Annotated in this window: 18 protein-coding genes and 4 tRNA genes; 3 read left to right on the top strand and 19 right to left on the bottom strand. The window is 41.2% G+C overall.

Annotated elements, in window-relative coordinates:
- Nucleotides 1–51: 51 nt before the first annotated feature.
- Nucleotides 52–846, bottom strand: coding sequence for a diadenylate cyclase CdaA (gene cdaA, locus B3139_RS14105; RefSeq protein ID WP_209578522.1), 795 nt, complete (start codon nucleotides 844–846; stop codon nucleotides 52–54).
- A 60-nt stretch (nucleotides 847–906) separates the two neighbouring features.
- Here cdaA and B3139_RS14110 point away from each other — a divergent pair, with 60 nt between their 5' ends.
- Nucleotides 907–1623, top strand: a complete 717-nt coding sequence (locus B3139_RS14110) for a pyridoxine 5'-phosphate synthase (RefSeq protein WP_209578521.1) — start codon at nucleotides 907–909, stop codon at nucleotides 1621–1623.
- A 128-nt stretch (nucleotides 1624–1751) separates the two neighbouring features.
- On the opposite strand, the gene lepB is transcribed toward B3139_RS14110, so the two are convergent.
- The 5 genes from lepB to B3139_RS14135 form a co-directional block, all read right to left on the bottom strand.
- The gene (gene lepB / locus B3139_RS14115) at nucleotides 1752–3320 is read right to left on the bottom strand and encodes a signal peptidase I (protein WP_293884139.1); all 1569 of its coding nucleotides are present in this window, start codon (nucleotides 3318–3320) and stop codon (nucleotides 1752–1754) included.
- Nucleotides 3321–3336: 16 nt separating this feature from the next.
- Nucleotides 3337–4080, bottom strand: a complete 744-nt coding sequence (dapB, locus tag B3139_RS14120) for a 4-hydroxy-tetrahydrodipicolinate reductase (RefSeq protein ID WP_209578519.1) — start codon at nucleotides 4078–4080, stop codon at nucleotides 3337–3339.
- Nucleotides 4081–4262: 182 nt separating this feature from the next.
- On the bottom strand, nucleotides 4263–4985 hold the full coding sequence (locus B3139_RS14125) for a DUF5683 domain-containing protein (RefSeq protein ID WP_209578518.1): 723 nt from the start codon (nucleotides 4983–4985) through the stop codon (nucleotides 4263–4265).
- 1 nt (nucleotide 4986) lies between these two features.
- On the bottom strand, nucleotides 4987–5922 hold the full coding sequence (locus B3139_RS14130; RefSeq protein WP_209578517.1) for a ParB/RepB/Spo0J family partition protein: 936 nt from the start codon (nucleotides 5920–5922) through the stop codon (nucleotides 4987–4989).
- Between the two features lies 1 nt (nucleotide 5923).
- Nucleotides 5924–6721 carry a ParA family protein gene (locus B3139_RS14135; RefSeq protein ID WP_293884145.1) on the bottom strand — a complete coding sequence of 266 codons (798 nt, stop codon included), beginning with the start codon at nucleotides 6719–6721 and terminating at the stop codon, nucleotides 5924–5926.
- A gap of 226 nt (nucleotides 6722–6947) precedes the next feature.
- Here B3139_RS14135 and B3139_RS14140 point away from each other — a divergent pair, with 226 nt between their 5' ends.
- Complete coding sequence (locus B3139_RS14140; protein WP_209578515.1) at nucleotides 6948–7469, top strand: NADPH-dependent FMN reductase; 522 nt, start codon at nucleotides 6948–6950, stop codon at nucleotides 7467–7469.
- An 80-nt stretch (nucleotides 7470–7549) separates the two neighbouring features.
- On the opposite strand, the gene B3139_RS14145 is transcribed toward B3139_RS14140, so the two are convergent.
- The gene (locus B3139_RS14145) at nucleotides 7550–10495 is read right to left on the bottom strand and encodes a M16 family metallopeptidase (protein ID WP_293884148.1); all 2946 of its coding nucleotides are present in this window, start codon (nucleotides 10493–10495) and stop codon (nucleotides 7550–7552) included.
- Nucleotides 10496–10752: 257 nt separating this feature from the next.
- Here B3139_RS14145 and B3139_RS14150 point away from each other — a divergent pair, with 257 nt between their 5' ends.
- Nucleotides 10753–11934 carry an acyloxyacyl hydrolase gene (locus tag B3139_RS14150; protein WP_209578513.1) on the top strand — a complete coding sequence of 394 codons (1182 nt, stop codon included), beginning with the start codon at nucleotides 10753–10755 and terminating at the stop codon, nucleotides 11932–11934.
- A 119-nt stretch (nucleotides 11935–12053) separates the two neighbouring features.
- On the opposite strand, the gene B3139_RS14155 is transcribed toward B3139_RS14150, so the two are convergent.
- The 12 genes from B3139_RS14155 to B3139_RS14210 all read right to left on the bottom strand — a co-directional run bounded on the left by B3139_RS14155 (nucleotide 12054) and on the right by B3139_RS14210 (nucleotide 24484).
- Nucleotides 12054–12128 (bottom strand) — tRNA-Val (locus B3139_RS14155).
- 34 nt (nucleotides 12129–12162) lie between these two features.
- Nucleotides 12163–12237 (bottom strand) — tRNA-Val (locus tag B3139_RS14160).
- A 9-nt stretch (nucleotides 12238–12246) separates the two neighbouring features.
- Nucleotides 12247–12324 (bottom strand) — tRNA-Val (locus tag B3139_RS14165).
- 9 nt (nucleotides 12325–12333) lie between these two features.
- Nucleotides 12334–12411 (bottom strand) — tRNA-Val (locus B3139_RS14170).
- A gap of 130 nt (nucleotides 12412–12541) precedes the next feature.
- Nucleotides 12542–14611 carry a putative porin gene (locus B3139_RS14175; protein WP_293884150.1) on the bottom strand — a complete coding sequence of 690 codons (2070 nt, stop codon included), beginning with the start codon at nucleotides 14609–14611 and terminating at the stop codon, nucleotides 12542–12544.
- Between the two features lie 113 nt (nucleotides 14612–14724).
- On the bottom strand, nucleotides 14725–15540 hold the full coding sequence (locus tag B3139_RS14180) for a purine-nucleoside phosphorylase (RefSeq protein WP_293884152.1): 816 nt from the start codon (nucleotides 15538–15540) through the stop codon (nucleotides 14725–14727).
- Between the two features lie 118 nt (nucleotides 15541–15658).
- Nucleotides 15659–17149, bottom strand: coding sequence for a sodium:solute symporter (locus tag B3139_RS14185; protein WP_209578510.1), 1491 nt, complete (start codon nucleotides 17147–17149; stop codon nucleotides 15659–15661).
- Between the two features lie 39 nt (nucleotides 17150–17188).
- Entirely contained in the window at nucleotides 17189–18001 is an 813-nt protein-coding gene (gene murQ, locus B3139_RS14190; protein ID WP_209578509.1) for an N-acetylmuramic acid 6-phosphate etherase, read from the bottom strand.
- Between the two features lie 22 nt (nucleotides 18002–18023).
- Nucleotides 18024–18659: a polysaccharide deacetylase family protein gene (locus tag B3139_RS14195; protein WP_293884155.1), complete on the bottom strand. Its 636-nt coding sequence runs from the start codon at nucleotides 18657–18659 to the stop codon at nucleotides 18024–18026.
- A 59-nt stretch (nucleotides 18660–18718) separates the two neighbouring features.
- Entirely contained in the window at nucleotides 18719–20545 is a 1827-nt protein-coding gene (locus tag B3139_RS14200) for a glycoside hydrolase family 9 protein (RefSeq protein WP_293884157.1), read from the bottom strand.
- Nucleotides 20546–20588: 43 nt separating this feature from the next.
- Nucleotides 20589–22448, bottom strand: a complete 1860-nt coding sequence (locus B3139_RS14205; protein WP_293884159.1) for a PQQ-binding-like beta-propeller repeat protein — start codon at nucleotides 22446–22448, stop codon at nucleotides 20589–20591.
- Between the two features lie 176 nt (nucleotides 22449–22624).
- Nucleotides 22625–24484, bottom strand: coding sequence for a RagB/SusD family nutrient uptake outer membrane protein (locus tag B3139_RS14210; RefSeq protein WP_293884161.1), 1860 nt, complete (start codon nucleotides 24482–24484; stop codon nucleotides 22625–22627).
- Nucleotides 24485–24489: the final 5 nt, after the last annotated feature.

Raw genomic sequence — 24489 nt, forward strand, 5'->3', positions numbered from 1 at the left:
TGCCCCAAAAAGCAACTAACTTTTTGGGGCATTGCATTCAATGATCACTTTTTACAACTCATCTTTCAGTAGCTGCTCAAGTTCTTCCGGCGAAACGTTCATATTGACATTTCCATCTTTCGCAAAAGAGATCTCGCCAGTCTCTTCTGAAACAATAACAGCAATAGCGTCGGAGACTTCCGTTACTCCAATTGCCGCGCGATGCCTTAATCCAAATTGCAAGGGCAGATCCTCACTATCCGACAAAGGCAATACACATGATGCTGTCATAATCTTAAAATCGACAATAACGACCGCACCATCATGCAAGGGACTATTTTTATGAAAAATACTTTCAATCAAACGTTTGGAAATATGAGCATCGATATATTCACCACTACTCTGGTAATACTCCTCATCAAAATATTTTGAAAAAACCAACAATGCCCCGGTGCGCGTACGCGACATACTTCTACAGGCTTCAATTACAGGTCTTAAATCATCCGTCAAATCCTTTTGTATAGCCTTCTTATTCCCGATAAACGACCAAAAAACCTTTTTTCGCTTCATCGATATATTCTTCCCAACATGCAGCAAAAACCGCCTGATTTCCTGCTGGAATACGACAATCAACGCAATCGAACCCACCGATATAAAACCGCCGAATATTTCTGTCAGCAAACGCATATGCATCTGCTTGACGACAATATAAACGCCATAAAACAATGCGACACCAATTAGGATATTAACAGCAATGGTACCCCTAATCAAACTATAAATATAGTAGATAATAATCGCTACCAATATAATATCGATAACGTCCAAGAGGCGAAAGCCGCTAAATAGGCTATAGTCGATTCCATCCATACATGCAAGTTAAAAAAAAATAGATATTATTCGTATTTTTACAACACAACATACAGCAAAATGACTAGACTTTCAGTAAATATCAATAAAATCGCAACGCTCAGAAATTCTAGAGGTGGGAATAATCCTAATCTAGTCTCAGCAGCATTAGCCTGTGAACGTTTTGGTGCTCAGGGTATCACTGTTCACCCCAGACCTGATGAAAGACATATCCGCTATCAGGATGTATTTGACTTAAAAGCAGCAATTCAGACTGAGCTGAATATTGAAGGAAACTGCCAGGAGCAGAAATTTATAGACCTTGTATTGGCCAATAAACCAGCACAGGTTACGTTAGTACCTGATACCGAAGGTCAATTGACCTCCAATCATGGCTGGGATACCATTAAGAACAAAGCTTACCTACAAGATATGTGCAAATTGTTCAAAGATGCCGGGATACGTGTTTCTATTTTTGTTGATCCTGTCGAAGAAATGGTAGAAGCTGCCGCAGAAACAGGAACAGATCGTATTGAACTTTATACAGAAGGATTTGCAACGGAGTATGGTTTCGATAAAGAAACTGCTATAAAGCCCTATTTCAAAGCAGCCTTAAAGGCGCGTGAAGTTGGATTAGGACTCAATGCAGGCCATGATCTGGACCTCAACAATCTGCAATATTTCAATCAGCATATTCCGGAATTGTTGGAAGTAAGCATAGGCCATGCACTTATCTCCGATGCACTATATTTAGGATTAGAGGAAACGATCAAACGTTACCTCGCCTGTTTGAAGTAGTACAACTTTCGGCGAAGACCGAGGCCTATAAGCAGTAAACACAAGTAATTTCAGAAAAAAGGGCTTTCTTAACGAAAGCCCTTTTTATTACCTTCAGATCAGAAGGCTAGCATGTTGATTTGCACCGATTAATGAATGCCCTTAAAGATTCGATTCCAGCGAATTTTCGAGAGTCCCGTACCAATGTCATCCCAGCTCATCCAAGTAAATAAAGCCTTTCCAACAATATGATCCTCGGGAACAAATCCCCATCCCCTTGAATCTAGCGAATTATGCCGATTGTCACCCATCATCCAAAAGTAATCCATTTTAAATGTATAGTGATCTGCTTTAACATCATTGATATAGATTCCATCCGACCGCTTTTCAAGCTTATTATTCTCATACACGCGGATAGCTCTTTCATAGATGGGTAAAGTCTGCTCATTTAAAGCAACTGACCAACCTTTTTTCGGAATTAAAATCGGTCCAAAATTATCAAAATTCCATTTATATTGCGCATCATATGGATAAGCACCTTCTCCAACGGGGCTCCTTCTGATTTCTTTGACATTCGACCAGGACTTTACAATGGCCAGCTCATCTTGAGTCATGAACAACTGATAGACCCCAGGCTGCTGATCGCCACCTACTGCTTCAATTCTCAACTCCTTTAACCTTTCCATATTTAAGGGTGTACCATCCGTTAATACCAGATAGTCCAATTGACTTTCAGGAGGATCAAATCCCGGTTGATCATTTACAAAAAGCTTGGCATCTTTCATGGAAATCTTATCCCCTGGCAATCCCACACAACGTTTAATATAGTTCTCACGCTTATCAATCGGCCTTGCCTGAATCGTAAACTGCGAATTCACGGTCTGCCAGCCATACGCTCGAACAAGATCATAATAACTTGCATTTTGGTTTTCGAGGGCGACAGTATCACCAGCGGGAAAATTAAAGACGACCACATCATTGCGCTCAATCTTTTGAAATCCAGGTAGACGTTTATAAGGGAGTTCTATCAATTCAGAATATGCTTTCCCTCCTGTAATGGGCATGGTATGATGCGCAAAAGGAAAAGCAATCGGCGTATTAGGAATACGTGGCCCATAATTCAACTTGCTGACGAATAAGAAATCGCCAACCAACAAGGTACGTTCCATAGATCCTGTCGGAATCATATAAGCTTCGATCAGAAAACCACGAATAAGGGACGCTGCGACAGTGGCAAATACGATAGCATCAGCCCATTCGCGTACCATAGACTTTTTGTATGGATATTTAATTTTATACTCTTTATAGGATTCAAGGGCTATTTCGGCACGCTTCTCTTCAGTCATTACAATGCCTTCCTGACTAGCAGCTTTCAGATTCTTAGCGTACAGGCCGTTCAAAAAACGCACATTATTATCCTTTGCCCACATGGGCAGCACGATAAAAGGGACTAAAACCGCAGCCGCATTCTCCCAAAAACGACGCTTCCCAAAACAATGGATAAAATCAAGATAAAGATTATAGAAAATAAAGACATTGACAATTGGAACGAGCAATAATATTACCCACCATAGCGGTCTCCCCATCAATTTTGCCTGAATATACTGGCTGTAAAAAGGAACGATCGCTTCCCAGCCATTTCTGCCAGCTTTAACAAACAATTGCCACAACCCATATCCCGATATTGCTGTTAAAACCGCAAATATAATTAAGCCCATAAACTACTAATTAGTACTATTTATTAAAATCAAAAATCTCTGTAACTTGATAAAAGCCTTTTTTACCATTTAACCATTCCGCAGCAACAACAGCACCCAAAGCAAAGCCATCACGGCTATGTGCAGTATGCTTAAATTCTATCTGGTCAACCTCCGAACTATAAAGTACCGTATGTGTTCCCGGAACTTCTTCAATGCGATGACTTTCTATCAAAAGTTCTTGGGGCTTTGGAATAATTTCATCTTGCTCGCCAACGACAGTATTCACCCAGTTGGTCTTCACATCACTATTCTCCAATATCCCCTCAGCAATGGTTATTGCGGTACCACTCGGAGCATCCAATTTGTGGATATGGTGAATTTCCTCGACTTGAACATCATATTGCTTGTAAGGTTGTAATGCTTTTGCCAACATGCGATTGATATGGAAAAACACGTTCACACCGATAGAAAAGTTAGACCCGTACAAAATCGAACCTCCAAACGCCAAACACTTCGCCTTAACATCTTCCAATTGATCGTACCAGCCCGTTGTCCCTACCACAATAGGCACCCCTGCTTCCAGACAAAGATTTATATTATCCAATGCTGCAGAAGGCACACTAAAGTCTATCGCGACATCAGCTCCTCTCATATCATCAGCAGTCAGGTTAGGACGATTATGTTCATCCACAACTAAAAAAATTTGATGGCCTCTTTTTAGTGCGTATCTTTCGATAATCTGCCCCATTTTGCCATATCCCAAGAGAATGATGTTCATATATTCAGAAAAAAGTATAGTTTATTTTTAAAATTAAAAAATTTCAATGAAATACCCCTATTTAAAAACCATAATCCTTGATCTTACAGACCGTGTAAAACTAATATTACTGAAATTCAGATTATACATCCCCACATCAACAGTCATTTTCGATCGAAATATGAGGTTGAAGAAATCAGATTTTAATTGAATTTCATGGTCAATTTAAGTCCAACAGTTGGTTTAAACGAATAAGTTCCCGACGCGAGACTGGCATCCATTAGAGTCGGTCCAATTAATAAAGCAGTCTTTTTAGGCTTATCATCACCAATGCTCCAACGATATTTAAGCATCGAGTCGATATAGGCTTCGGCGACGTTAAGGCCATACACTCCCAAAGTAAGAAGCACCATGAGATCGCGATCTCGCCGCGCATTATCTTTTGCACGAATGATAGACTGCTCGGAAACGTTGAGATAATATGGATCGATTGGCCTTCCAAGAGCCTTGTCTTGCAATACCCCCAACAATTCTTTATAATAACGGTTATTAAAATCAAAAACAAGCACAGTTGTCAATAACCCGCCATAAATTGCAGGGACCTTTATCCACCAAACGCCTCCATTTGTATATTGTCCCCATCCGGGAAGAACCAAAGAACGTTTCCAGGCTTGCTTATTTTTTGCTTCAATAGCCAAGCGGGTCGAATCTTTGAACACCACCTTCTCCTTTGCCTTAGCTTCCTCTTTCTCCCGCTTTTTACGTTCTTTCCTAGATTCTTTCTTTACAGTATCCTGTACCCCTTTTTGCTTTATGCTATCTATTTTTACAGGTGCCACTTGTTTCTTCGCAATGGAATCCACCGTCTGCCCATGTACTATCGCCAGCGCAAACACTGCAAGTATCAAGCTTATTAATTTGGCCATATTACCAATCTAATAATTCTAGAATGCGACTTAAATCATCCTCTGATTCAAAAGGGATCTCGATAGCACCTTTCCCTTTGGTACTCTTGAGATTCAATTTGACACGCGAAGAGAATTTAGATGCCAGATCATCTTCAATTTTCTGTAGTTGAAAAGACATCGGAGCTTTATCCTTTCCAGCCTTTTTCTTACCACCTTTTTGTAGTTCACGAACCAATTCCTCGGCCTTACGAACAGATAAACCTTGATCAATAATCAACTTAAAGATATAAAGCTGCTTATCAACTTCAGGAATATTAATCAATGCGCGAGCATGTCCCATGGTCAATGCTCCATCCCGTATCGCCGCTTGAATGACAGGCGGAAGTTTCAATAAACGAAGATAATTTGTGACAGTAGACCGGTTTTTACTCACACGCTCTCCCAGCTCTTCCTGCTTTAAATTACACTCCTCAATCATGCGCTGAAAACTCAAGGCTACTTCAATCGCATTTAAGTTCTCCCGCTGGATATTCTCAATCAAAGCCATTTCCAGCATCTGCTGGTCGTTGGCTGTACGGATATATGCTGGAATTTCGGTAATGCCAGCCAAACGTGAAGCACGGAGACGACGTTCGCCGGAAATCAATTGATAATTACCATCCGAAATTTTACGTACGGTGATGGGTTGAATTAACCCCTGTAGACGAATAGATTCCGACAGTTCCTGTAAGGCAACCGGGTCAAATTCTGTTCTCGGTTGAAAAGGATTGACAGCTATTTCTTCTACACGGACATGGCTAATACTGCCATTCTCATTCGTTGTTTTTACAGCTGTGGTTGTAACTTGAGGAGCTTCTTCCACTTGCTGATTACTTTTAGCAGGAACTTCTACACTATCGTTTAATAGCGCACCTAAACCTCTTCCCAGTCCTGTTTTACGCTGATGTGCTGCCATATTATGCGGTTACTGTTTTATTCATTTCACTAAGATGCCCGTTTTTCTGTAAGATCTCACGCGCCAAATTCAAATAATTGATTGCCCCTTTACAGGACGCATCATGCATGATAACAGAAATTCCAAAACTTGGAGCTTCGCTCAAACGGGTATTCCGCTGAATAATCGTATCAAAAACTAAATCCGTGAAATGTGTTTTCACTTCCTCGACCACCTGATTAGACAGCCTCAAACGGACATCGTACATGGTCAACAAAATCCCTTCAATCTCCAAGCTCGTATTTAAACGATTTTGAACAATCTTAATCGTGTTTAATAATTTACCAAGACCCTCTAAAGCAAAGTATTCGCACTGTACAGGAATGATGACGGAGTCCGAAGCAGACAGTGCATTGATTGTAATTAAGCCCAAAGAAGGCGAACAGTCAATGATAATAAAATCATAATTATGTTTCACCTGATCCAAGATTTTTTTCATCTTGTACTCCCTTTCATGCATATTGATCATCTCAATTTCTGCCCCAACCAAATCGATATGAGCAGGCAAAAGGTCAAGATTTGGCGTTTCTGTCGATTGGATAGCCTCCCGGGGATCCAAATCATTTACCAAACATTCATATACACTTGCGGTGATTGTACGCGGGTCAAAGCCAATCCCAGAAGTAGAGTTTGCTTGAGGATCTGCATCCACTAACAATGTTTTATATTCTAAAACCGCCAAACTAGCCGCCAAATTAATTGACGTTGTGGTTTTTCCGACCCCACCCTTTTGATTTGCGATTGCAATTACTTTTCCCATCTGAATGAAAATCTTTCTTAATTAAAATGTCATTTTATCCCACATGTCACTTTTTTGAAGATCAATTTGCCAAAATCTCTATCCGCAACTCAAATTAACAGAACAAGTTCAGCATATTTCGTACTTTTGACGAAGCAAAAGCACATATCCTCAGGATGCTAAGATACAAAAAATCGAGATATGTATCCACTTTGAAATTGCGCTTTTTATAAGTACCAACAACACAATGATTTTAATAATATCCGGAACAAACCGCCCCAATAGCAAGACGTTAAAAATAGCAAAGTGCTACAAGCAAATACTTGATCGTAAGTCAATTGAAAGTGACATTTTTTCTTTGGAAGATCTACCAGCAAACATTTTAGAGACAGATCTTTATGGCAAAAGAAGCACAGCATTCGAACCTATCCAAGAAAAGGTCAGTAAAGCGGAACTGTTTATCTTCATCGCCCCAGAATACAACGGAAGTATACCCGGAGCACTCAAGCTTTTTATTGACTGCTGCACATTTCCGATCAGCTTTTATCACAAGAAAGTTGCATTGGTCGGACTATCTTCTGGACGCTATGGCAACCTCCGTGGAATCGATCATCTCACTGGGATATGCAACTATTTAAGAATGCATGTACTTCCACTCAAGATTTTTATACCCGGCGTTCAGAATGAATTGAATGATGACGGAGAGTTATTTAAGGAAGATACACTGCAATTCATCAATGAGCAGATTGATGAAATTATCCGATTCTAATAACCCCATACCAAAAGAAGCCTTCAGTATCACTGAAGGCTTCTCTCAGGTGTATAAAGGCTACGCTAATAGCGGCTGAGCTAATACCCAAAAATCTCTTTTAGATCCAGCTTCTTAACTTCGCCTAATTTGGCGAGATCAGCTGGCTTAAGACTGTCTTCTTTCGCTACGATACAATAAACATAGGGCTTTTGACTCATTTCCTTTTTATGAAAAGCATGCAGATTGTCATACGTTAATTTCGGTGCCTCTTCGTAGACGACTTTACGAATATCAGTTGTATTTCCCAAGCGTTGTGCTGCCAAATAACTCCCTAAAATAGCAGCATTCAACACACGCTCACTGGCAATTGACTTTTCTAGACTAACTTTCGCGATATCCAGTCCTTTAGCACTTTCAGGCAATACATCCAACAACTCGTTCATGCCTTTAATCGCATCGTTAAACTTATCTGCCTGTGTGCCGACGTAAGCTCCTACCGTATACCGATTGCCTTTTTTATACGGTTGGCCATAATAAGCATAAGTGGAATATGCCAAAGCTTTTGACTCACGGATAGTCTGAAAAACAATACTTCCCATGCCGCCGCCAAAATAATTATTAAATAACGAAACTGTAGGCGTCAGGGCACTGTCGTAAGCTTCTGAACTTCTATACCAAAACACCTCAGCTTGCTTCATATCAAAATCAGCAAAAAGCACCTGATTCTTGGTTGTTGGTAACTCTTCAAACACAACCGCCTTTTTTGCCGCTACGTAGGCTCCGGTACTTTGTTTTAAAGGCTTCGCTTTCGCCACAAATTCCGTAGCCGATAACGGACCAAAATAAAGCATTGTATGCTTCATATTAACCAAATCGTGCAACACCTTCACCAAGTCTTCCGCTTTTAAAGCATCCAATTCAGCATCTGTAAACACATTATTAAATGGATTTTTAGCACCATATTTTGCATAGGATTTCAAGCCCTCCATGATTGCAGTCTTGCTTTCTTTCGCATTTGCTCTCGCTTTTTTTGCACGGGCAATATACATTTTGAAAGCTTCCTGGTCAGCAACACAATTGCGCAACAAATCTTGGATCAAGTTCAATGTGGCCGTGAAGTTTGAATTTAAACCCGAAATCGACACCATGGTCTCTTCGTTACCGGCAGACACCGAAAAATCAGAAGCTAATTGATAAAAATCTTTGCTAAACTGTTCACTTGACTTATCCTTTGTACCCAAAAATTCAAGATAACCAGCAGCTAAAGCCAATAACTTATTACCCCATTTTCCACCATCAAAACGATAAGACAGGGAAAACAGCTCATTATCTGAGTTCTTTACAGCAAGCACTGGCAGTCCATTTGCAGTAGCGTTCTGAATAGCTTTATCATAATCTACCCATACCGGCTGGATTTTATCCTCCGGCATTGCTTCAACCCGCTTTAGGAAATCAGATTGGTCGTCACGATTGACCGTTACAGGCGTAATCTCTGGCTTAACAACCTTAACTACATTGTTGTCCACCCCCTTACGTTTATAAACGACAACATAATTATTGTCGTTCAGGTATTTGTTTGCAAAGTCCACCACATCTTGCTTGGTAATCTTATTTAACTCATCCGAATACCCCACAACAGATGCCCAATCTTGACCAGAAGTAAAGGCATCCATCAATGATTCAGCGCGGTCGCCATAGCTTTCGTTCTGTTTAATTTCATCTTTCTTTGCATTATTGACAATTGCGGTTATCAGATCATCCGAGAAATCACCTTTTCTCAATTTCGCCAATTCTTGCAACAGTAGCTGCTTTACCTCTTCCAAGCGCTGTCCCTGACCAGGATTACCTTGTAGTAGCAGCAAGGAATAATCTTTTAATACGTAAGGAAAAGCACCAGCACCCAACAATTTTTGGTTCTTCACCAAATCCAGATCGATCAGACCCGCAGATCCGTTCGTCAAGATCTGACTCATCAAATTGAGCATGCGGGCATCCTTCGTTGCAGCACCCGGAAAACGGAATCCCATCAGCATAAACTCTGCATCCGGACCTTTGACCTCACGGACAATAGGTGTCAAAATTGGTTTTTCAGCATCAAAAGTGTAGGCAGGAATCTCTTTGGGCTGCATAAAAGCAAAGCTCTTATCCACTTTTTTAACGACCTCAGTAGGATCAAAATCACCCGACATAATAACACCCATATTATTAGGGACATAATACGTATGGAAATACTCCCGAATTGCCTTCAACGACGGATTTTTAAGATGCTCAACAGTCCCAATTGTGGTCTGCTTTCCATAATTATTATCAGGAAAAGCCGCTGAAAACATCGATTCCACGGCCTTACGATTATCTTTATCGAGACTTATATTTTTCTCTTCATAAACAGCTTCAAGCTCGGTATGAAACAAGCGCAATACCGGATTTCTAAACCTTTCCGCCTGCACTGCCAGATATTTATCCAGCACATTGCTAGGAATTTGCTCTTGATAAACAGTCTGTTCAAATGAAGTGAAAGCATTCGTTCCTTCGGCCCCCATCGACGCCATCAATTTATCGTACTCATTGGCTATCGCATATTTAGCAGCCTCTCCAGACACTTGATCAATCTCCTTATAAATTGCTTTCCGTTCGGTTTCGTCTGTTGTACTATTGTATTTCTCATAGAGCGCATCAATCTGGTCCAGCAGCGGCTTTTCTTTGTTCCAGTCTTTCGACCCAAATTGATCTGTTCCTTTGAATAGCATATGCTCCAGATAATGCGCTAAACCAGTATGATCTTTCGGATCTGTTTTACTACCCGCCTTTGTAGCGATGTACGTTTGAATACGGGGTTCCTTTTTGGTGGGACTCAATATTACAGTTAAGCCATTTTTTAACTTATAGAACCGCGAATGAGTAGGATCGTTGGTTACGTACTTGTAGGTATACCCCCCTTCAGATGCTTCTTTCCAATTAAATTTGGCGTGCTGAGCAAACAAAGCACCCCCCGCTGTTGTTAGTACAAACGTAACAGCAGTAATTCTAAATAGGTTTTTAATCATATTTCCTTTTTCTTTTCAGCTCAAACTTAGATAAATTGCTTTTTATATGCAATATAATTAAAGGCATAACCCACAATTATTTATCCATTTGATATCGTGACAACGAAGGGCACAATTCCCTGTGTCGGATTAAAAAGCTGTAGCTAAAAACGGGCAGTTTTGATACCTTTATATCCCATCCGTTTAAATACTTTTGTTACAATGGTATATCATGCTTACTTTTGCAAAAATTTTAAAAAACGCTAACGTTTTATTTCATGACATCAAGAATACTTGCTTTTGTAACCTTGGCACTGCTTTCCTTTCGTACCACAGCCCAGGTTACACCTCGAATAGAAACTTCAACAGACACTTTACAAAGCCTTATCCCAGCCAAGAAAAGACTTATATTTCAACTTGAACATGAAAGCGGCGGCGAACTTAAATTCAATGAACGCTCCAAAGAAACACTAGCTGATTCTTACTATAATGGGTTAAATTTCAGAGTAGGTTTTCAAACCCAGTTTCAAGATTCAATAAAAAGCATCTACAATGAACTGTACAACTATCCGATCTACGGTATCGGTATCTATAGCAGCACCTTTGGACAGGAACATCTGGGCCAGCCTTTTGCCGCATACGGCTTTGTGGCTATCCCCATTCGACCAAAAGTAAATTCGAGATGGAATTTCAATTATCGGATTGCCCTCGGTCTCTCCGGCAGATTCAACCCCTATAACGAAGAAGATAACCCTTTCAACCTCCTTATCGGCAGTAAAAACAACGTTTTTATTGATTTCGGAATTCAGGCCAACTATCGGTTAAACAAACATTTTCAGGTTGGTGCTGGCGCGGCATTTCACCACTTCAGCAATGGAGCACTGGCATTACCCAATACAGGGATAAATCTCGTCCCTTTGAGTTTATCCGTTTCGTATACACCAACAGACAAGCCATTTGACTACAGAAAAACGCATATTCCCCCGATGGAGAAAACCGAAGAGCTACATTTCAATTATGCCTTTGGTTTCAAGCAGATCGATCGGGAGCATGATAGCCAATATTTTAAATCGATGTTGGGAGCTTATTATAGCAGACATTTGGGCTACAAATGGCGCCTCGGCGCTGGGGTTGATGCATTCTATTCTGCCAGCGGGAATGATGAAAAGGTGGCAGGCGACAAAGCTGGCAAATTTTCAGCCTTATTTTCGTATGGACCAGCGTTCTACATCGACCATGTTTTAAACTCCAGATTGTATATCAACGGAAATGTAGGGGCCTACCTGCATCGCAACAAATTCAATGGCGAGAGCATGCCCATATACCTTAGAGTAGGTGTACGCTATAAAGTCTACAAAGATTTCTTTGCTGGCGTTTCTATTAAAGCCCATGGAGGTAAAGCCGACTTTATTGAATGGACGACAGGCTACGGCATTAAGCTAGGTAAAAAGAAGAACTAACAATAAAATAACCACAAGAGATTCCCAAAGCAGACTAACTACCTGAAAGGGAATTTCGAAATTTACAGGCAATTCAATGCATAAAAAAAAGCGTTCATGATGAACGCTTTTTTTTATTGTGGGGATTACTGGGTTCGAACCAGTGACCCCTACCTTGTCGAGGTAGTGCTCTAAACCAGCTGAGCTAAACCCCCTAACGAAAAAAAAGCACCAGTCAATGATGCTTTGTGGAGGCTACAGGATTCGAACCTGTGACCCTCTGCTTGTAAGGCAGATGCTCTGAACCAGCTGAGCTAAGCCTCCGTTTTGGATTGGTGGAGAATACTGGATTCGAACCAGTGACCCTCTGCTTGTAAGGCAGATGCTCTGAACCAGCTGAGCTAATTCTCCGACTTTGTATGGTGGAGGCTACAGGATTCGAACCTGTGACCCTCTGCTTGTAAGGCAGATGCTCTGAACCAGCTGAGCTAAGCCTCCATACTTTTTTAAAGAACGCCGTTCCCTAATTGCGTGTGCAAATATAGCTTAAAAATTCTATTCTCAAAATTATTTTATAAGATTTTATGCCTTAACGATCACAACAAGCTAAGAAACACCGAAATAATTTTTAGTCATAGAACTTCCACGAAATTCCAAACCTAAAGTTGGCGGTATTCATCGGATAGCGCCGAACCGTGTAGTATCCGTGTGGATAGAAGTTCTGGTTTAAAAAATTATAGCTCAAAAACATGTTTACCCGTTGTATGTTTGCTGTAATCCACAAATCCATAATTGGATAAGTCGAAAACTCGATTTGCTTATATGCATTGTAAAATTGCCCTGTACCAACCGAATAATTTGGATTTGCATAAGTTGTATTAAACTTCGCATCCAAACCAATGCTGTAATCAATTACTTTATAGAAAAGATTGCTGTAATACAAACTATGCCAAGTATACAATTCGGGAACCGCCAATACGTTTTGTTGATCTGTCTTTTGATAGACAACCAGGTTGTCTAAAGTAAAATGGTTCAATTTAAATTTTTGTCCGACCGTTACCTTCAATAAATTGGCCTTATCCAATTGGGTCGGAACAATCCATTTGTCATTTTTAGGATCGTCCTGCGGATTGGGCCGCTCTGCAAAATACGTATAATTATTCATCAGGAAATATTCAACCTTACCATGAAAACCAAGCATCGGATTAGCATATTGAAAACCGAGATTCTGAATTTTAGTCTTTTTAAGATCCAAATCATTCCATTTTGCATACGTATAATTTAAATTCTCAAAAACCATCTCAGGGGACTTATTCTGTGAATACGCAGAAAGCGTTACCTTTCCGATTTTATCGCCCATAGCGATATCCGCTTTGGCATCATATAAAAAATCCCCAAAATTGTGACCGAATACAATCTGATTCGCCTTCAAACTAAAATCAAGACGGTCGGAAAACTGATAGCCCAATTCGCCCTTTACGATGCCATTTTGGTAAAAGCGATCAAACGTGGTGCTATCCGGCAATTTATTAATCGCCTGCGGATAAGCCGCGCGGTTATTATAATAGCGATTGGAATCGAGCTGGTTTTGCTCCACCCAGTTCATATCGTGCTGAAACGCCAGGTTTAATTTTGCCTCATTCTTAAATACCGACTTCCCACGGAGGAAAAAGTTGTATTCAAACTCATTCGAAACATTTGTAATCAGGGTCTTATCATTATTTAATGCCAAGGCTTTGTTGTTGTAGGGCAACACTGCATTCTGATCATCCGTATTCTTGAAGAAGTTATAGGTTTGTCTTCTAATACGGGTATTGTGCGCCATGCTATTGGTAGGCCGAATCTCCATGGTGGGCTTACCTTTATCAATGGTATCCAATCGCCCCACGTAAAGCGACTGTCTTAGAAAAAATGATTTATCCCACCATCTGGATCGTGGAATCACATTCTTGTCAGAATTGCCAAATTTAGGGTTAAAACGATTTGGAGCCTGTCTGTTTTCAGGTGCAAACGGGCGATCTTCGGTAATAGAGCCATTTTCCATGGCATCCAACCGGTTAAATACCGCATTGATCAACAGGTTATACCGATTATTTTTTGATTCGTACCACGAGGCAATTGAAGCCTTTAAGTCGGAGTAATTCTGATTCAGGTAATAACCATCCGTTTTAGTCGAATGGAAATCCACATTCATATTCCATTGGGAATTGATATTTTGCGCTACCCGAGCCCTAAAAACCTGATCATTAAAGAAAAACCCCACCGCTGACAACTCAGAGTATCTGGCCCGTGCCCTAAAATATTGAACCGAATCAGGATTTAGTAAATAACGCTCCAATGCGGTAAAACCAGACTGAAATCCAATGGTTTTTTTAGGCTGAAACAGCAGGTCGCGCGTAGCCAGACCATAAGAACCGAGATTCACACTGGGATTCCAAGGTAAATTTTGCGGGTTATAATATTGGTAATTATGATGTGAAGTGTCAATCTGTCTTGTATAGGTGCCTTTTTTCAACATATCCAATGTTGCATAGCGGATATACTTGGCCGATAGGATAACAGAATCCTTTTTTCCGTCCTCCTTGGCTCTCGCCGAATCCAATGCACTGCTCCAATCCTCTTTGCTCTGCGCAATGACATCCATGGAATAAATAAATAAAAAACACCATGCGGCAAGAATGCGTACAAACAACTTCATCTAAAATTATATAAAAACCAAAAAAGCTAAATTCACCTGAATGAACCAATTACCCTTCACCCTACACAAATCCGACAACCTTCTCCCTCACCGGTGTTACATGAAGATGCAATTTATTGCAAAGCTATTAATTCTTTCAAAATTAATGTCATTTTAGGTTCCGCTTTCTCCGCAACCGCAACAATTTCCCGCAGGGATACAGGTTTAAGCTGTTCATGAAAGCCTTCATCCGTAACAACTGAAATGGCAAATACCGGTAGCCCCATATGATTGGCAACGATAACTTCCGGAACCGTACTCATACCGACCACATCCCCACCGATCAAACGCATATAGCGATACTCCGCTTTGGTTTCCAAATTAGGACCCGCAGAAGAAACATAAACAACTTTTCGTGCAGTAATCGTGTGTTGGCTCGCAATTTCAAGAGCCTGTGCGATCATCTCCTGGTTATACGGCTCACTCATATCCGGAAATCGTGGGCCAAACTCAGCCAGATTTTGTCCGCGAAGTGGATTGTCGGGCAATAAGTTGATGTGGTCTTCAATAATGCCGAGGTCACCCTTTTTTACCGCAGGATTTAGCGATCCGGCAGCATTTGAAACAAACAATTTTTTTATCCCCAACACCTTCATAATACGGATTGGAAATGTAATCTGCTGCATATCGTAACCCTCATAGTAATGTAGCCTTCCTTGCATGGCGACCACATTACGGCCACTCAGCTTGCCAAAAATAAGCTTACCAGAATGAAATTCAACAGTTGAAATAGGGAAATTAGGTATATTGGAATACATCAGCTGATACTCGACTTCAATCTCATCAACCAATTTACCTAAACCGGTACCTAGGATGATACCGAACTCTGGAGTAAAATCTCCAATTTTTCTACGGATAAATTCCGTAGTCTCATTTATGCTATGATACATACGTACAGAAAAACTAAGTATATCAAACTTAACTTAATTTTTCTGTACGTACAAATCAAATCAATACTTGTATTTACATCTTCTCACCAATGGAGAAACTTTTTATAGCCAAAATGTATTAGTTGTGGGACAATGCGCTTTCGCTAGCTTTACCCGGCGTACTGATCAAAAGCATCACAAATGTAATAAAGCCATTAATGATAATTAGATCCAATCCGATAACATAAGGCGTATGCACCTCGATAATATAGGTCTTAAGCAAAAATAATATAGTTGGCGAAAGGATACAGATGTAAGGTACAGCCTTATCCCGCACCGCATATTTTGTAAAAATCCCAAAAACAAATAAGCCCAATAAAGGTCCATAGGTATAGCTCGCCGCGGTAAAAATTGCATTGACGACCGAATCGTCATTGATGAGCTTAAAGACAAGAATAACCAATAACATCACAATAGAAAAGCCAAAATGCACATAGTTACGCTGTTTGATCAAAGCTGGATCATTGGGGTTTTCCTTTTTATTGAAGTTCAAAAAGTCTACACAAAAAGAAGTCGTTAAGGCCGTTAGCGCACTATCCGTCGTTGCAAAAGTAGCAGCTGTCAAACCCATCATAAAAATAATGGCAGGAACGATGGTCAAATGGTTCAATGCAATTTCCGGATACAAATAATCACGCGTGGCCAACTGGGTGACATCAATACCGTTTTTAGCCGCATAGATATACAACAGAGCGCCTACAGCCAAAAAGAAAATATTAATGACCACAAAAACGCTTGTAAAAGTGATCATATTTTTTTGCGCCTCTTTAATGGTCCCCATCGATAAGTTCTTCTGCATCAAATCCTGATCGAGCCCTGTCATCGCAATGGTCACAAAAATTCCTCCCAAGAATTGTTTCCAAAAATTTGCTTTACTGCCCACAAAATCATCCCAGAAAAAGATCTTGGAGTAGCTACTTTCTTTCACGGCCTCAAAAGTATCCACAATACCAAAATCCAATCCTTTTGCCATAAAATAAATGGAAAGAATGACAGCAGTCACTAAGAAGGTAGTCTGTAGGGTATCTGTTACGATAATCGTTTTTAAACCGCCCTTATTGGTATACATCCAGATTAACACCAAACATATAACGACCGTAATCGCGAAAGGCACATTCCAGGCATCAAAAATAAAATGCTGTAATACAATGGCGACCAAATATAGACGAAATGCGGAACCTATCGTTCGGGAAACCAAAAAAATAGCGGCACCAGTTTTATAAGTAGTGTGCCCAAAACGCTCTTCCAAATAGGTATAGATAGACGTCAGATTCATTCGGTAATAGAGCGGAAGCAATACGTAGGCAATAATGACAAACCCCACTGCATTGCCAAGAACGAATTGGAAATAGCTGAATTCGGAAGCACCGACGGCACCGGGAACTGAAATAAAAGTTACGCCGGAGAGTGCGGTACCGATCATCCCAAAGGCGACCATATACCATTTAGAATTACGGTTTGCAACAAAAAAAGTAGAGTTATCAGAAGCTCCCTTTGAGGTAAAGTGCGCAACTGCTAGCAAAACCGCAAAATAGATTATTATAAAAGATAATAATATTACTGGTGACATAGTTTGTTTTTAAAATAGGTGATTAGTAATTGGTTATAGTCAATGCGCTGCCTGATAGGATTCTATCGCCTGTCTCACGTTCCCGAACTGCTCAAGCAAAGCAGCAGCTTCATCCTCGGGCGCCCCTGTTTGATCCATAATGATACGCACACCACGACCTACCAGCTTATGATTTGACAATTGCATATCGACCATCTTATTCCCTTTGACCCTACCCAATTGGATCATAACTGCGGTGCTAAACATATTTAATACCAGCTTCTGTGCAGTACCCGATTTCATGCGTGTAGACCCAGTGACGAATTCTGGTCCCACAATTACTTCGACAGGATATTGCGCTATTTCCGCAATAGGAGAGCCACCATTGCAGACGATACATCCTGTCACAAGTCCTTTTTCATTTGCGGTTTTCAATCCACCAATCACATAAGGAGTCGTGCCAGAAGCCGCAATACCCACCACAACATCGTTCTCATCGATATCATAGGCTTCCATATCCTTCCAGGCCTGCTCCAGATCATCTTCTGCAAATTCAACCGCTTTCCGAATTGCGGTATCGCCACCGGCGATCAAGCCGATTATCCATTCAAATGGCACACCGTAAGTTGGAGGTAATTCAGATGCATCTAACACGCCTAGACGGCCACTCGTACCAGCGCCGATATAAAAAGTTCGACCACCAGCCTTCATTTTCTCCACAGTGACCTTAACCAATGCTTCAATCTGAGGGATAGCCTGCTCTACAGCAAGTGGCACAGATTTATCCTCATTATTGATATTAGTCAATAATTCATGCACAGACATCTTGTCCAAATCCTGATAATTCGAATCTTTCTCCGTTGTATTTACCATTATTAGTATGTATTGTATTTCTTTATTTCAATAAATCGGGCACATCTACAAATTGATACCCTTTTCCCTTTAATATGCGAATGATATCATCCAAATGATGATACAGTTTATCTTTACGCCGGTCATCCGTTCCCATATGAATCAACAGCATAAACCCGTTAAGCCCAAATCGTGCCTCGTAGGACCACAGATTGTCGAGAATCACTTCCGATGACAAATAACGAACCCCCATTTCAGGATACGTATAATCGGCCGCTGTCCGTATTCCGGGTGTATAATTAACCGAAGATAGCCCCAACGCTTTTGCCCAATTGACCGTTTCAGTCGTATACCATTCATACGAAGGAATATAATAGGACAGATTTCGGCTATTAATACCTGCACTTTGCAATGCATTCAGATTAGCCTTTACATCAGTCACAAAAGAGTCGCGTGTAACCAATAACACACTTCTACTTCCCCAGTCGCTGACCAAAAGATGCTTATCCGAATGCCCCGAGACATAGTGACCATCCCTTAACATCCGACGCACATACGGTTTAAAGGTCGGATTTCTGAGGTAATCACCTGTCAAGAAAAATGAACCTTTTACATGATGACGTTTTAAGGCATCCAACACTGCTGAAGTACCTTCCGACAAATCATGACCAGTAAACATCAGCGCCACCTTTTGTGTTGTCGAGTCGCCCCGGACAATAGCACCAAAAATATCCTGGGTTACTTTTTTCCAATAGGCTCCTCCATGGCCTTACCCTCTTTTGAAGCAAGCAAATAAATGAGAGAAGCTGTTCCATCCATGGTCGGCTCATTGGTACTATAGTCCCCGTAATCATCGTGATAGACGGCCAAATCACTTTGAAACTCCGCATAACGATCGGGATTATTCAGCTTGATACCAATCAAATTGCGATAAGTTGATGCCATAATAGGGCCATCAACCAAACCTCCGTCGATCGGGTGCTTTCCCAGAAACGTGAATGCCGAATGCGGATCCACAGGTGTATCGCCCCAAGATGGAAGACCATAAACCATGCTTGTTCCCCAGGGATTTGTCCCAAACAACCAGTCAAAATTAGCCTGAGCGAGCTCATCAAATTGTGCATCTCCTGTCAGTTCCTTGTACCACAAACATTGGATGGCAAAAGAGACAGTCAAATTATTGCTGCACCAGATAAAGGGAACTCCCCGATAAAAGGCATTTAACTCTGCTCTGCGATTAACTTCCTCAATCCCTTGCTTATAGTAAGAAACAATCTCCTCGCGATCTTGCCCTTTTAATCCTTTTGCCAGTTCATAATGTCCAAGGTTGATAAACGGATACCACTGATAGTGAGCGGCAGTATCGGTTATCATCCAAGGTGTCACCTTCTCCTGTCTGGCATATTGTAAACCCTCTTGGGCAAATTTCTTTTTCTTTGTCGCTGAAAACCCCATTGCAGCAGCCAACTGCATATCATCCACCCAATTGTCTTCTGCATAGATATAGGGCGATTTCACAGAAACCGTCTGTGTCACGCCGGGCTTAATATTGGCATAGGCATAGGCGGACGCTGATTTCTTCGACAGCAGTCTGGCATACTTCCGATCTTCCTTAGCAAACAACGTCGCCCCGAGGCGAAAAGCACTGCTAAATTTACCCGCAGTAGAGCTTGTACCGGTCGTGTTGTTCCTATACTTGCCCCGTTGTTGTGGCGCACCATCGATAAAATACACCGGCCTTTCAAATCCACGTCCATAATACGGATCTTCCTTAGGCATCCGCATACTGGCATGATCCCGGTCGTCTCCAATCTGATTGTACATTTCATTAGCCTTGGGATGCATTTTCAACAACCAATCTAATCCCCATTTCGCTTCATCCAGAACATCCGCACGACCATTTTTACCATCAAGCCCATTCGCCAGCTTCCAATCACTAAACACTCTTGGAAAATCACGATAGGCAGCAAGCAAGTGAAATGTTGCATTTGCCGAGGTTGTCGCATATTGCAAGTAATCAGAAGCATCGTGCCAACCACCACCAGCATCGATATACGAACTATCTTGAATACCCACCTTTCCGGCGTAAAGTGTAAAACCATCGTGTGTATGGCAACTATCTTGCAGAAAAGGGTTGAATAATGTGCGTTGTTGTCGCATATATCGCAATACAAAATCTGCGGCCCCTTGATAAACGTCCCGCGCAATTCGGAATGTTGCTGATTTTACATCGTCAGCTTGAACAAAGAAGCGTCCTGTATCTTGTACGGCAGAAAAATCAAAACGAAAACTTTGAATAAAAGGACCGTAGGCCCCATAATCTTTTCCAACAGGATGCACATACACAGTTTTACCTGTTTTTGCGTTTTTAATCTCAAAAGAACGAAGCTGCCTGATTGATTTTCCACCCCATACTGCAACCTTCTTACTTGCCGGAGTATAGCCCAATTGGTTTATTCTAATCCAAGCATTTTGCTGTGCTTTCGCAAAGTTACAAACAAAACATGCAAAAACAAGCATAAAAGCTTGACGTAAATTTAAGAAGTTTAGACATTTTTTTATCATATCAAGGCATTTATTTTCAAAAAAGATCTTTACGTCCAATTGTTTAAAATGCTAACGACACTATTTTACCATCCATTGTGCTCGCAATCACACCTTTTTGACCATTTATTGCAACGGGATTTAGCATTCCATTCGATATTTTATATTGCCATACAACTTCGCCTGTTTTTGCGCTTACTGCAGAAAGTAAACCCGAATGACTCGGCACAAACACCAATCTACCGTTTGTACTAATAGCCGACGGCGTCAACTCATAAGGTAACTTCAATGCAGACTTCCAAACAACATCCATGCTGTTTCCGGCCACCGATACACCCAACAGATCACCATCCATTGTCTTTACATAAACCAATTTACGATCTGCAGAAAGCCCCATCGACTCCCGTACTCGAATTGTATCTCTTTTTTCCCGCCAAATAACTGCTCCTGATTTCGCGTCCAGCGCTGTCATAAAACGATCGGGCGCAACCACAAAAACACGATTATTTACGCCGACTGGATTACATGCAGCAGCAGAAAACATGCGATTGGCCTGTCCATTGTTCCATTCCCAGGAAAGACGACCTGTCTTGGCATTCAGGGCATAAAACCCATTACTCCATGAACCGAAAATGACATTGCCCAAATAATAGGTCGGTAATGTTGACACAAATCCTTTGACCTGATCAAAACTCCATTTTACAGCACCTGTTTTAATATCCAACGCTCTAAACTTACCATCAGAACCGCCGATAAAAGCGACGCCATCGTGTAGTAATGGCGATCCCAAAACAGCTTTCTCTGTCTGCACCTTCCACAGTAATCGACCATTCCGAGCATCCACGGCATAAATTGCATGATCCGATGATCCAGCCACCACGATTCCTTTCGAAACTGCAGGCGTGGAATACACTTTACCACCAGTACGGAATGCCCACAACTTCCTGCCGGTCTTTAAATCGAGTGCAAAGATATCTCCGGCAGTGTTTGATGTAATCACGCTATTTTTGTAAACCGTCAGTCCCGCTCCGATATCACTTGCATCTTCAAAAGTCCAATTGACCTTAACTTGATTGGCATATTTTGTATTGACAGCATAACTAGGTCGTGGGTAAGTCGCGGTTTCATTTTCAAAATGATGATTGAAAAGAGGGACAACGAGCCAGGGCTTTTCCTGGGTACCCATTCCCGGGTTACGCTCTTGATAAGTGGCCTTACCGTCTGCAATGGTTACAATATTATAACCACCAATTTCCTTATTTGCCCGCAGATTAGAGCGCCCCATTACACCAGGAATTCCTTCCCAATCGTATAATTTATTGATATGCCCGTGCCCACAAATTGCCAGTTGAACATTCCGTGTTTTAACCCTTTTCAACGCGTCAAACCAGTTATTCAACGATGAATCTTGTGGATAGTGGTTAATATAGATCAATGGCAGCTGTTTATCCGGATTCGCGGCAAAAACAGCGTCCATCCAGACCAGATTTTCGCGTGGAATCTGACCGGGGCTCATCCGCATATTCGGACCAGAATTGGTCCCCATAAATGCATAGCCTTTGTGCTTGAAGAAAAAAGTTTCACCACCAAAAACGGTGCGAAAAGTATTCGCTCCATTTTCAGACCAATTTCCATCATGATTCCCCGGAATAACATACCAGGGAAGCTGCAAGCTATCCAAAATACGCTTAGCCAGCTTGAGCTCATGATCAGCACCAAACTCGGTGATATCACCAGACAGTATCACGAAATCAATATCTTTCACCGTATTTAGATCCTTTACTGTACGTCGCAAATCTTCCGCTCCTGTTGCACCGCCAACATGCGTATCGGTCACGTGAGCGAATTTGAAAGACTGCTGTGCAATCGAGACATTAAAAATGCAAGATAATGCAATAAAAAAGGTAATAATTGGAAACCTCATGCGTAATGTTTTCTTAAAAATAGCGTTTTTATGCATAAAACAGAAATAATATTGCGTTTTTATGCAAAAGCAATGTTAGATATTGGTTGAGATGCGCCTAGACAGCATTCGCTATTAGAGCATAAAAAAGCCTTGTCTATAAACATAGACAAGGCTTAATAGATATGTAAATTAAATTACCACCCTTTAGTTTGGGTTAACTTATAACCTTTGGCAGCATATTCATTCACCTGCTCTAATCCAACAGGCGCAATATAAGAGCGATCTGTAAATGATTCCCGGTTGCGTACGTCCTCAACGCGATAATAACCAATTAACTTATCGCCATTCGTACCATCATACGAAATGGTATTACCATTCGCATCCACCACTTTCAACAAACCTTTTTTGCTATCCACCAACAAGGCCGGCATATCTTGTTTAACATTGATCCAAGGACCCAAGAAATAGTCGTTGTTTTTGCTGAAATCCATGTAATTCAACTTCTTCCAACGCTTGATATCAAGCAGACGTAATCCTTCATAAACAAACTCCATACGTCGCTCACGTCTGATTTCCCACATCAACGGCGAAACGTCAGCATCGCGGGAAGGATCATTTGCAATGGCGCCAACTTGCAATGGAGCTGTTTTCTGAACACCCTTTGCAACCGCAACAGCGTCAAGTGGACGATTACGGATCGCATTAATGGATTTATCGATATCAGTCTGTGTCACTGCAACACCACCGAAACCTTCTGCCAAAATTTGCTTCGCCTCAACCCAGTTCAGCACAACTTCCGCCAGGCGGATCACAGGAGCATCCGAGGTATTTGTACTGGAAGCCCAAGCTGCCGGATAAGTTTTGCCCAAATAACCCAAAGCTTCTCGGGATGCAAACTTATACGCATAGAAAAGTGTCGACGAAGATGTTAGGGGTTTCTCGTAGATGGAAGCCTCAAAACGTGGATCACGCGTAAGCGCCAGATCTTTCAGCGTAAAGCTATTTGCATTTGCCAAAGAAGAACTTTGCCATGGCTTACCGTCGTTACAGATAAAAGATTTAATCAACACAAGATTAGCAGCATTACTCTGGCCTTCTGTACCATTACTATACGATCCTACACTATGCGTTGCGCTTTTCGTAGCATCATAAGCGCGGTACATAATCACCTCCTTATTAGCACTTAAATCATCCGAAGCAAATAAGCTTTTGAAATCACTGCTAAAATTATAGGCATTGGAAGCCATAACAACTTCCGCGGCTTTTTGTGCCATTTCAAGGTATTTTTTTGCTCTTTCCTTATCTAAATTGTGATAATACAAAAAGGAACCTTCAAACAACATCAGTCTGGAGATAAACGATGCCGCCACATATTTATTCAAATATTGCTTACCATCATTTGTACGCATATTATCCAGTACATACTGAAAATCGTCATACACATGATCCATTACTACCGCACGGCTGTCGCGATCCTTGTACATCAAATCCAGTTCAGTATCTTTCAATTCCTTATCATAATAAGGTACGTCACCAAACACTTCGACCAATCGGCTATACTCAAACCCTCTGAAAAAACGAGCTACCGCCATCCAATGACGGTACGTTTCATCATTGATATTCGGTTTGGTTTTGTTCTCAATACGGTCGATAAAGATATTTGCTTTGCGCACATAAGTAAAACTCCAAGTTGGACCCGCATACTCACGGATCATTTCAGGAGTTTCCATTAAAGCTATCGTGCTGGAATATTGATTTTTTCGACTTGTAGGAATCGTATTCTCAAAATTATCCTGAATATTTTTCTTCGTTAGATCATCCGAAAAATCATAACCTGTCACCGGCGCATAAGCCTTAGCGAAACCTGTATTATATCCCGTAAAATAATTGGCATAAAAACCGTTAGCGTACAGGCGCAGCGCAAGTTCGTTGCCCCAACCTTTATCATCTTCCAAGCTTGTCAACTGATTACGATCAAGCACGTCTTTATTACAGGATGATAGCACCAACGTTGCTCCAAGCGCCAAAAATGCTATTTTCTTTGTAAATTTCATTGTTG

The organism is Sphingobacterium sp. UBA1498 (genome assembly GCF_002325125.1).
In the GTDB taxonomy this organism is placed as follows: domain Bacteria; phylum Bacteroidota; class Bacteroidia; order Sphingobacteriales; family Sphingobacteriaceae; genus Sphingobacterium.

Bases quoted from the DNA above. Each gene is read 5' to 3' on its own strand.
- B3139_RS14180 (WP_293884152.1), bottom strand. From the start codon at position 15,540: ATGTATCATAGCATAAATGAGACTACGGAATTTATCCGTAGAAAAATT.
- B3139_RS14110 (WP_209578521.1), top strand. From the start codon at position 907: ATGACTAGACTTTCAGTAAATATCAATAAAATCGCAACGCTCAGAAAT.
- B3139_RS14135 (WP_293884145.1), bottom strand. From the start codon at position 6,721: ATGGGAAAAGTAATTGCAATCGCAAATCAAAAGGGTGGGGTCGGAAAA.
- dapB (WP_209578519.1), bottom strand. From the start codon at position 4,080: ATGAACATCATTCTCTTGGGATATGGCAAAATGGGGCAGATTATCGAA.
- B3139_RS14150 (WP_209578513.1), top strand. From the start codon at position 10,753: ATGACATCAAGAATACTTGCTTTTGTAACCTTGGCACTGCTTTCCTTT.
- B3139_RS14195 (WP_293884155.1), bottom strand. From the start codon at position 18,659: ATGTTTACTGGTCATGATTTGTCGGAAGGTACTTCAGCAGTGTTGGAT.
- murQ (WP_209578509.1), bottom strand. From the start codon at position 18,001: ATGGTAAATACAACGGAGAAAGATTCGAATTATCAGGATTTGGACAAG.
- B3139_RS14200 (WP_293884157.1), bottom strand. From the start codon at position 20,545: ATGATAAAAAAATGTCTAAACTTCTTAAATTTACGTCAAGCTTTTATG.
- cdaA (WP_209578522.1), bottom strand. From the start codon at position 846: ATGGATGGAATCGACTATAGCCTATTTAGCGGCTTTCGCCTCTTGGAC.
- B3139_RS14175 (WP_293884150.1), bottom strand. From the start codon at position 14,611: ATGAAGTTGTTTGTACGCATTCTTGCCGCATGGTGTTTTTTATTTATT.
- B3139_RS14145 (WP_293884148.1), bottom strand. From the start codon at position 10,495: ATGATTAAAAACCTATTTAGAATTACTGCTGTTACGTTTGTACTAACA.
- B3139_RS14130 (WP_209578517.1), bottom strand. From the start codon at position 5,922: ATGGCAGCACATCAGCGTAAAACAGGACTGGGAAGAGGTTTAGGTGCG.
- B3139_RS14185 (WP_209578510.1), bottom strand. From the start codon at position 17,149: ATGTCACCAGTAATATTATTATCTTTTATAATAATCTATTTTGCGGTT.
- B3139_RS14210 (WP_293884161.1), bottom strand. From the start codon at position 24,484: ATGAAATTTACAAAGAAAATAGCATTTTTGGCGCTTGGAGCAACGTTG.
- B3139_RS14205 (WP_293884159.1), bottom strand. From the start codon at position 22,448: ATGAGGTTTCCAATTATTACCTTTTTTATTGCATTATCTTGCATTTTT.
- B3139_RS14125 (WP_209578518.1), bottom strand. From the start codon at position 4,985: ATGGCCAAATTAATAAGCTTGATACTTGCAGTGTTTGCGCTGGCGATA.
- B3139_RS14140 (WP_209578515.1), top strand. From the start codon at position 6,948: ATGATTTTAATAATATCCGGAACAAACCGCCCCAATAGCAAGACGTTA.
- lepB (WP_293884139.1), bottom strand. From the start codon at position 3,320: ATGGGCTTAATTATATTTGCGGTTTTAACAGCAATATCGGGATATGGG.